This window comes from Streptococcus constellatus (assembly GCF_902167705.1).
In the GTDB taxonomy this organism is placed as follows: Bacteria; Bacillota; Bacilli; order Lactobacillales; family Streptococcaceae; genus Streptococcus; species Streptococcus constellatus_A.
Window position 1 is genome coordinate 1 of record NZ_CABHMZ010000002.1, and the last position, 9,940, is coordinate 9,940.

Sequence of the window (9,940 nt, forward strand, 5' to 3'; positions counted from 1 at the left end):
AAAGTTGTTCGATGGCTGAAAACATGGCTTTGGCTGTTCTATCTGGTATCTTGAAGGCTAAGTAAAAACGAGTTTTTCGCTCTAGAAAAGTCGCTAAACACCCCTTGCTTTTGCCTCTGGAAGACACTACAGTATCAAGCTCCCAGTGGCCAAAAGTTTCACGATTCCGAACCTCTTTAGGACGTTTGGCAATCGGCGTGCCAATCCTAAATGTCCCACGTGTTTCTTTGGGTTGTCGAGTTCTTCCTTTACGACGGAGGACGCTTAAATCCAGATCAATCAAACCAGCATAGAGCCAGTTATAGATGGTTTTAAAAGCTACCATTGGCTTTTGTTCAAGCTGATAGCGCCCACAAATCTGTTCAGGCGACCAGGAGGATTTTAAACCGTTCTCAATTTCCTTTTTCAACTTTGGTGTTAAACAAGACTTCCGACCTTTTTGCTTAGCCCTGTGGTCGTACTGTTCCTGTGCTAAGACTGCGGAATAACCATTTTGACATCGTCTTAACTCTCTTGAAATGGTAGACTTATGGACGCCAAGTTTACTTGCAATTTGGCAAGGTTTTAAACCTAATTCCAAGTAGGTTTCTATCTTTATTCGGTCGGTTATGGTAAGATGGGAGTAGCTCATAGTTTTTCCTCGGGTTCTGTTTGTGTGGTTACTTACAGTTTACACCAATGAAACGCTATGAGATTTTTTGTTGAACTATATTTTACAATTTATCACTAGTAATATTTTAGGTGCCCAACTACATGTCATACATATTTTTGCTAGAAACTTTAAGCAAAATAAACTAATTTTTTACTAATTTATTTGTACACACATTCTTTACATTGCTATTTGCTTGTATTTCTTTCTCCTTTCTTTCTCCTCTATTTTATGTTATATTTAACGTATATCAAAACAATTTAACTTGGAATAAAAATCCAATTTGAAAACAAAGGAGAAAAGATGTCTGTTATTGAAAAATTAACAAAACCGGCTCATTCAATTGATATGAATGACATCATTCGTGAAGGGAATCCAACGCTTCGAGCAGTAGCAGAAGACGTTACTTTTCCACTTACAGATCAAGAAATTATCTTGGGTGAAAAGATGCTTCAATTTTTGAAAAATTCACAAGATCCTGTAATAGCTGAAAAAATGGGGCTTCGCGGCGGGGTTGGTCTAGCAGCTCCACAACTAGATATTTCTAAGCGAATTATTGCCGTCTTAGTTCCAAACATGCCAAACAAAGATGGCAATCCCCCTAAGGAGACCTATGCTTTACAAACAGTTATGTATAATGCTAAAGTAGTGGCACATTCTGTCCAAGATGCGGCACTTGCTGAAGGAGAAGGATGCTTATCAGTTGACCGCGAAGTTTCTGGTTATGTTGTTCGCCATGCACGTGTCACTGTTGACTATTTTGACAAAGAAGGCGAAAAACACCGCATCAAACTAAAAGGGTATAATGCTATCGTTGTGCAACACGAAATCGATCATACAAACGGTATTATGTTTTATGACCGTATCAATGAAAAAGATCCTTTCGCTATCAAAGAAGGAATGTTAGTGATCGAATAGAAAAAGTAGGGTGAGAATAATTCTCACCCTACTTTTTCTATATTAACTCCCTCTCTTCCAGAAAATAGCAAGGAGAATAATGGCTCCTAATACAGATGGAATAATGGCTGTTTCTGATAAATGAGGTCCCCAATTTCCAAATAGAGCTTGACCAAGCCATGCCCCAAACCAGCCTAATAAGATCTTTCCAATGCAGCCCATTTTCTCTCCACGATTAGTGATTGCTGCTGCAATCAGACCAATAATAAAGCCAACAAACATACTTCCAATCATTTATTTCTCCTTCCTGATATTCTGCAACGTCAAACATCTCTTCAAATAACAAGGGGAGTTACTTTTTTGAAAGACAACCAAACTTAAAAGTACTATCGATGCAAGCATTGTCTTTAGGAAAAATTCACGTGCATGATAAAAATTTCTTTGAGTTTTTTTAGCTTCTGCTGAAATAGTTAATTGCATAACAAAACCTTTTTATTGGCAAATGTCATACAAAGAACAACCGTAATCTATAAATTTTGTAAAAAGCTTTACAAGCAGTAAAAATTTTCACTTAAACATGTATATTTTAGTCTAGTCTTTGGAAAAATACCTAGCTGTTCGTGGAAAATTAATACTATTTCGCGAATAAACCAGCGGGAATTCTCGGTTGGAAACAGCCGTATCAGTTGAAAATCCCGCATTCATCAAAAGAAGACGTCTTAAAACAAATCATCAAACAAACTTAGCTGATTGTCTTCTGGCATATTGCCCAGGATGCCCATATCGTCCATTTTTTCGACTAAAGTAGCTGATAACCCACCACGTTTTCGCAACTCAGTCTTGGAGAGGAATTCTCCCTCTGCCCGCGCTTTAACCAATTGATTTGCAACGTTGTCACCCAGACCGTCCATGGCAGAAAATGGAGGAATCAACATATCTCCGTCAATCAGAAATTCTGTCGCGTCACTCTTATAAAGATCGAGTTTCCCAAATTTAAACCCTCTCTCCAACATTTCATTGACGATTTCCAAGGTTGTATACAGGTCAATTTCTACATTGGACGCTTCATTATTTTTACGTTTTTCAGAGATTTCATTCATTTTGCGCTTAACTGAATCTAATCCGCTACTCATGACTTTAATATCAAAGGCTTTGGCACGGATAGAAAAGTAAGCACAATAGTAATAAATCGGATGATGTACTTTGAAATAAGCTACCCGTAGAGCCATCATTACGTAGGCAGCTGCATGGGCTTTAGGAAACATGTACTTGATTTTTCCGCAAGATTCAATATACCATTCAGGGACATTGTTTTCTTTCATAGCGGCAATATAACCATTACGCTCTTCGTCAGAAATTTTCAACCATGCACCTTTCCGCACACGCTCCATAATGGTAAAGGCCATTTTTGGTTCTAAGCCCTTGTGCATGAGATAGACCATGATGTCGTCCCGACAACCGATAACGGTAGATAAGTCCGCAATTCCCTGCTTAATTAAATCTTGTGCATTTCCAAGCCATACGTCCGTACCATGTGACAGACCTGATAATTGAAGTAATTCTGCGAAAGTTGTTGGGTGAGTTTCATCCACCATGCCCCGTACAAAGTTGGTTCCAAACTCAGGAATCCCCAGCATACCAGTTGCCGTACCTATTTGCTCTTGTGTCACTCCCAGAACATCTGTTCCTGAAAAGAGTGCCATAACTTCCTTATCATCCATAGGAATATCATTAGGGTCAATACCTGATAAATCCTGCAATTTCCGAATCATAGTCGGATCATCATGACCGAGCACATCGAGTTTCAGGACATTTTCATCAATATCATGAAAATTAAAATGGGTCGTTTGCCATTCGGCAGTCAGGTCATCTGCTGGATATTGAACCGGCGTGAAATCGTAAACGTCCATGTAGTTTGGAATAACAACAATCCCACCAGGGTGCTGTCCGGTCGTTCGTTTAACACCTGATGCACCTTGCGCCAATCGCTCGACTTCTGCATCGCGATAAAATTTATTGTAATCTCGCTCATAACCTTTCACGAAACCATAGGCTGTCTTAGCTGCAACCGTACCAACAGTACCAGCCCGAAAGGCATATTCCTCCCCAAAAATGTCTCGAACATCTAAGTGGGCACTAGGCTGATCCTCTCCAGAGAAGTTCAAGTCAATATCAGGGACCTTGTCTCCGTCAAATCCAAGGAAGGTCTCGAAAGGAATATCCTGGCCATTCTTGCTCAGCTTGTGGCCGCATTTTGGACAGTCCTTATCCGGCATATCAAAGCCAGAACCATAGGAGCCATCCGTGATGAACTCACTGTATTGACATTTACCACAGACATAGTGGGGTGACAAAGGATTGACCTCAGTAATCCCAATCATGGTCGCCACAAAACTGGAGCCAACCGAACCACGCGAACCAACTAAATAGCCTCGTTTATTAGAACGCTGTACAAGCATTTGTGAAGCCAAATAAATCACGGCAAAACCATTCCCCAAAATAGAGGATAATTCCCGTTCAATTCGATGATCTACAATATCTGGTAATGGATTACCATAGATTTCAAAAGCCTTTGCGTAAGTCAACTCAGCGACTTTTTCTTCAGATTTATCAATAAATGGTGTATAGAGGTCCCCTTTTACCACTTCAATTGGCTCAAAGGTTAACGCCAACTGATTGGGATTCTCAATGACTACTTGTCGAGCTAGTTCATCACCTAAAAAAGCGAATTCATCCAGCATTTCATTGGTTGTACGGAAATGTGCTTTGGGAAGCGGAGCTGGTTGAGCATTTTCACCGTGACCTATGGTCCGGTTAATCATGGCACCTTGTCCCAAACTCCTAACGATAATCTCCCGATAAATTTCTTCCTCAGGCTCAATATAATGCACATCTCCCGTAGCCAGAACTGGTTTGTCTAGTCGTTTTCCAACTTCAATCAAATTCTTGATGATTGTGTGCAGCTCCTCCATATCCTTAACCTGCTCTTTGGCAATCAATGGAGCATAAATCGCTGGAGGCATGATTTCGATAAAGTCATAATATTTCGCTACTTCGACAGCCGCATCCAGACCCTGTGAAACAACCGCATCAAACACTTCTCCTTCTGAACAAGCAGTTCCTAGAACCAAGCCTTCTCGATGCGCATCCAAAACCGTTCGCGGAATCCGTGGTACACCTTCAAAATATTTAGTATTGGACAGACTGACCAATTTGAAAATATTCTTCAACCCTGTTTGATTTTTCACATAAATCGTAGCGTGTTTCACTCGTGCTTTTTTATAGGAATTTTCATCCACCAAATCCGTATTCAACTTATTAAGATTGGTAATTCCACGCTTTTCTGCTACATCTCTGATGAAGATAAATAGCAGTCGTCCTGTCGCTTCCGCATCGTAATTGGCCATGTGGTGATGGTCAAGCGATACTTGAAAACGCTTGGTTAGAGGCCCCAAACCATGCCGCTTGTATTCTGGATAGAGGTTGCGGGCAAATTCCAGCGTGTCAATGACTGGTTGGGTAATTTTCGGCAAGCCATGACGCTCATAGTTGACATTCATAAAGCCCACATCAAAGGTAGCATTATGGGCGACAAGTACCGCATCTTTGCAAAATTCCTGAAATTCCTGTAAAACTTGCTCAAGTGGTTTCGCATTTTTAACATGTTCATCTGTAATTCCCGTCAAATCTGTTGTAAACGCACTCAAAGGGTGTCCTGGATTAATAAATTCGTCAAATTCCGCGATGACATTGCCCTTGTACATCTTGCTGGCTGCCACCTGAATCAAATCATTATAAATAGCAGACAAACCAGTCGTTTCTACGTCAAAGACAACATAAGTGGCTTCTCTCAACTCCATATCTATTTCATTGTAAGTAATGGGCACACGATCTTCAACAATATTGGCTTCCATACCATAAATCAACTGAATCCCGGCTTTTTTAGCAACTTTATAACCATGAGGAAAGCTCTGCACATTGCCGTGGTCAGTAATCGCAACTGCTTTATGCCCCCACTTCGCAGCTGTCGCAATCAAGTCTTCAACTTCTGGTAGGGCATCCATAGTTGACATATTGGTATGCGCGTGAAATTCAATTCGTTTCTCACCTTCAGGCATGAGATCTTTACGGTCATAATGCACCACTTCCTGTACATCTTGTACATTCATAGTCAAATCATGCGTGAAGTTATTCATTTCAATATTTCCACGTACACGCAACCATGAATTTTTCTTAATCATGTCATATTTCTTAGCTTCTTCTTCATTTTTAAACCATTTCTGAAGCGCAAAGCTAGAAGTATAATCGGTCATCTTAAAATTAATGAGTACGCGCCCTGTGCGAGTAACCTTTTTTTCAAGATCGAAAACCATTCCTTCAAAGACAATCCGATTTTCCTCAGTCTGAATGGCATTCATCTGCGTGATTTCAGCTTTATCCAATTTTGGTCGTGCAGTAGCTTTTTTCGCTTGAAAACCAGAGTAACTTGTCTTTTCTTCAACAGGTGGAGCTGCCATTTTCTGCAGCGCTTCTATGGCTTTTAGAGCTTCATCATTCGCTGCTTGTACAATCTTTTCTTTCTCAGCTTGGAAAGTTTCGACTTGCTGCTGTGTTAAAGCATCGCTTGCCTTAACCTGACATTGAAACTGTGGAAAACCAAACTTGACCAACTGTTTTGCCAAATTTGGCAAATGAATCTTCTGAAAATGATCCGTATCAATGCTTGAAGGACCTTCAATCACTAGTTGATTTCCTTCAGCATGCACCTTCAACCGGTGATATATACTGCGAAATCCCTGACTAGTACAAGGACCTTCTGTAAAAGCTTCTTGATAATAAGCCTGCAATAACTCATCTGTGAAATCTTTGTTTATTGTCCTTATCTCAAAAACTGCTTGATTCCCCGTTTTAGAAAATTCTTCCTTCAAGCACTTTTTCAATTCTTGAAATATGTCAATCGGCAAAATTTCTGTAAAAGCAAAATGAAATTCCCAGATATGGCTGACTTTATGCACCAGAACTTGCTCAATTTCTGCATGTAAAAAGGCACTTGATTGTCTCATATCAAGTGGCATATTGATCTGATTCATTAAAATTTCAAACGTTGATGACATCTTTTTCCCTCGCCTTGTAATGACACTATTCTACCATAAAACAAAGGATTTTTCGATTAAAAAATAAAGAATCCCCTTTATCTTGCCATTAGTATAAACCATTTTTATTTTAAGTCACATCTTGCTAGCTAGCTTAAGAGTAAGTATCTGGAAAATATAAGCACCTTTACTATAATAAAATAGGAAAATCTTAGTCCACTTTTTCACACATTCACAAAGCACAAGCTAAAAGACAAAGAAAAAACAGAATCCCTCAAAATAAGGGCGTTCTGTTTTTCCTTCCTATTATTTATAACCTTGTAACGCTTTTTGGCGTTCTTCAGTTTGGCCTTTCGCATCTAATTTTTTGCCTTTGTAAACTGTGCTTTCCCATGAACCATACATTGGATTTGGGAAGATAATGAATTTTTCGCCAAATTCTTTCTTTAATTCTTCCAATTTCTTGCCACGTTCATCAGCTGATGTCTTTGAGAAATCTGCAAAGTCAACCAGATTATCTCCTAGCAACATAACTAGATTCGTTTTTTCCTGAACTTTTTGACGGCGACCTTCTTTTGATTTCACGCCTTTTTCTAAAAACATCAAATGATCTTTCCCTTGTACAGGAATACCTTCTTTTTCTAAGTTCTTAATCGTTGCATCTACTTGATTTGCCGCACGGTCAGAAATATAGTAGATTTGAACACCATTTTGATGAGCATATTGAAGAAATTCTTTCGCACCAGGAACGGCTTTAGCTGAAGCTTTCTGTACCCAAGCATCCCAATTTTTAGGATTAAAAGCTGTGCCGTCTTTGACATTCTGTACTTGGTAAGGGCTATTGTCTAAGACCGTTTCATCCAAGTCAAGAACGATTGAATAGGGCTTATCTGTCGGCTTTTGCAGTAATTCTTTCAATCGGTTCGTGGCGACATTATAACCTTGTAGATACAGAGCCTTCGCTTCATCAGACTTTTGATACCAAAGTGTGCCCATGGTATTTTCTCTTGAGCGCAATTGATCATAAGTCATCGTAACTTTATTGTCAGATGTGTTGCTTTGCGTAGCCTTATTATCAGTTGCTTTTGTCCCACAACTAGTCAATAAAATAACTGAAGCAAGAGCTGAAAAAATTGTGATTGTGGCTTTAGATGATTTCATAAAACCAATTCCTCCTAATATTAATCTATCAAAATTATAGCGTTTTCATAAAAACATTTCAAGTTATCTGACCAATTATACAGACGAAAAACAGATTGGCAGAAAAATGTCCAATAAATCCATCAAAAAATCGACTAGGAGCTAATTTCTAGTTACTCTCACACTACCCGTACGTGCCGTTCGGCATACGGCGGTTCAACTAACTTTTAACGCATGTCGTTCAAGATAATAATCTAAACAGCTAACCAGTCCTCGTTTTGCGAGGGCTGGTTTTGATATAGCTTGCTTGAATACCGACTTGGTCGCAACCAATTGATAGTGCTCACCCCAACCTGAGAATTTATCCGCTATCCATTTAGGAACGCCTAATTTTAGTAATCCCCATAGTCGTCTCGATTTCTTCTATTGTTTCCAGATAATCATTTGGATACGAGTTCTCAAACGCTCATCTATTTGAGTTACTACCTTTTTCATGTCGCCAAGAGAAAAATAGTTTATCCACCCTCGTATAACCCAGTTTAATCGCTCAATATGTATTGTTAGGTCCATACTCCACTTTCTAGTCATCAGTCGTTTCAACTTTCGTTTAAAACTCTGAACACTATCCTGATGAGGACGACTCTTCCAACCTTGCGGAGACTTCCAAAAACCAAAACCTAGGTACTTGAGTTGGCTAGGTTTCACGATTTTAGTTTTTGTCATGTTCACTTTCAGCTCCAATCACTTCTCAATAAAGCGACTGACTGAGTACATAACTCACTTGGCAACTGCTTCGCTCCTAACCGTGATTCCGCAATCATCTGCGTACCGAATGCAATAAAGACCTCGTTTCTCTAGTTCCTTATCCAACTCATTAAGCATGATATTTGATAACAGCGGAGATAAGTTACCCCCTTGAGGTATCCCTACAAGAGTCTTGTGACGTTGATCATTGATAATTACCCCCAATGAAGGTATTTCTGAATCAGTAATTCTGTATCTCCATCATGAATAATATTCTGCACTAGAGACATGAGTCTATCTTGCGGTACTGTGTCGGAGAATTTCTCTAGGTCAATATCCACAATCCACTCATAACCATCATTAAGGCACTCAAATAACTTGACAATGGCTGTCTCACAAGAACGATTTGGTCTGAAACCATAGCTGTATTCTGAGAAACGAACTTCACAGACTGGACTCAAGACTTGAACGATAGCCTATTGTATCATTCTGTCCGTGACAGTTGGGATTCCTAGGTTGCGGATGTCTCCATTGGGTTTCGGAATTTCAACTCTGAGTACGGGCTGAGGTTTATCCTTCCTCTCCCTGATAAGCTGTTTTGTTTCTCGCCAGTTTTGACGGAGATAGCCGTCCATCTGTTCGATAGTAATTCCATCGATACCAGCAGATCCTTTATTAGTTTTCACCTGTTTATAAGCTTCAAGCATATTGTTACGAGATAATATCATACTTAGCAATTCTGACATGTGTGGATTCCCTTTCTGTTTTGTTGCCTGTAGGCTATCTTATATTGGTAAGCTGTCCACTATCAATACGTACTAACTTTCAGCTCTATCAGACTGTTCGTTTTACAGACACAAGTGTCTAGGATTACTTCGATTAGTTATTCACCCCTTCACTCCATCTCCATTACAGAAACTTCTTCACTACTATGGATTCGACTGACTTCTTGTCGTTCTCTGTTACTAGGTTTTACCCTCGACAAGACCTCACGGGATAAGTCATACATCTTTCCTCGTTTACTCTCGTGATTTACGCATATAGGTTACGACTGCCTATTTGGATTTTAGGGTTATAAGCCCCCTCATCCGCTATATGCGCCTTCATATCACGTTTCTATTCGTACAGTCACGATTTCGCTATCCCTTCCTCTCCTTGCTACCTCACGATAGTCAGGCTTGGGAGTCACTATTGGGTTCACCGGTAGCGAATGCCCCAGATGACTTGCACCTCAGATGTATGACATGCCCGTCGTACACAAAAAATCTCTGTTTTTTCACAGAGATTTCAATCATTTTTATTTCATTTGATAAATTGTAAAATATAGTTCAACAAAAAAACTCATAGCGTTTCATTGGTGTAAACTGTAAGTAACCACACAAACAGAACCCGAGGAAAAACTATGAGCTACTCCCAT

Annotated in this window: 5 protein-coding genes and 1 pseudogene; 1 reads left to right on the top strand and 5 read right to left on the bottom strand. The window is 39.6% G+C overall.

Features of this window, described 5'->3' with window-relative positions; all coding sequences use genetic code 11:
- Positions 1 to 631 (bottom strand): IS30 family transposase (locus tag FQ204_RS00205; RefSeq protein ID WP_144207107.1); only part of this gene is annotated, 631 nt, incomplete at its 3' end.
- A 321-nt stretch (positions 632 to 952) separates the two neighbouring features.
- On the opposite strand from FQ204_RS00205, the gene def reads away from it, so the two are divergent.
- Complete coding sequence (def, locus tag FQ204_RS00215) at positions 953 to 1,567, top strand: peptide deformylase (RefSeq protein WP_003070685.1); 615 nt, start codon at positions 953 to 955, stop codon at positions 1,565 to 1,567.
- Positions 1,568 to 1,609: 42 nt separating this feature from the next.
- On the opposite strand, the gene FQ204_RS00220 is transcribed toward def, so the two are convergent.
- From FQ204_RS00220 to ltrA, 4 genes and pseudogenes are all read right to left on the bottom strand, one after another.
- Positions 1,610 to 1,840 carry a GlsB/YeaQ/YmgE family stress response membrane protein gene (locus FQ204_RS00220; protein ID WP_144207112.1) on the bottom strand — a complete coding sequence of 77 codons (231 nt, stop codon included), beginning with the start codon at positions 1,838 to 1,840 and terminating at the stop codon, positions 1,610 to 1,612.
- 425 nt (positions 1,841 to 2,265) lie between these two features.
- On the bottom strand, positions 2,266 to 6,660 hold the full coding sequence (locus FQ204_RS00225) for a PolC-type DNA polymerase III (RefSeq protein ID WP_144207115.1): 4,395 nt from the start codon (positions 6,658 to 6,660) through the stop codon (positions 2,266 to 2,268).
- Positions 6,661 to 6,945: 285 nt separating this feature from the next.
- Positions 6,946 to 7,800: a 5'-nucleotidase, lipoprotein e(P4) family gene (locus tag FQ204_RS00230; protein ID WP_115263492.1), complete on the bottom strand. Its 855-nt coding sequence runs from the start codon at positions 7,798 to 7,800 to the stop codon at positions 6,946 to 6,948.
- Positions 7,801 to 7,995: 195 nt separating this feature from the next.
- A pseudogene (gene ltrA, locus FQ204_RS00240) lies at positions 7,996 to 9,269 on the bottom strand (group II intron reverse transcriptase/maturase).
- Positions 9,270 to 9,940 lie beyond the last annotated feature (671 nt).

Bases quoted from the DNA above. Each gene is read 5' to 3' on its own strand.
- FQ204_RS00220 (WP_144207112.1), bottom strand. From the start codon at position 1,840: ATGATTGGAAGTATGTTTGTTGGCTTTATTATTGGTCTGATTGCAGCA.
- FQ204_RS00225 (WP_144207115.1), bottom strand. From the start codon at position 6,660: ATGTCATCAACGTTTGAAATTTTAATGAATCAGATCAATATGCCACTT.
- FQ204_RS00230 (WP_115263492.1), bottom strand. From the start codon at position 7,800: ATGAAATCATCTAAAGCCACAATCACAATTTTTTCAGCTCTTGCTTCA.
- def (WP_003070685.1), top strand. From the start codon at position 953: ATGTCTGTTATTGAAAAATTAACAAAACCGGCTCATTCAATTGATATG.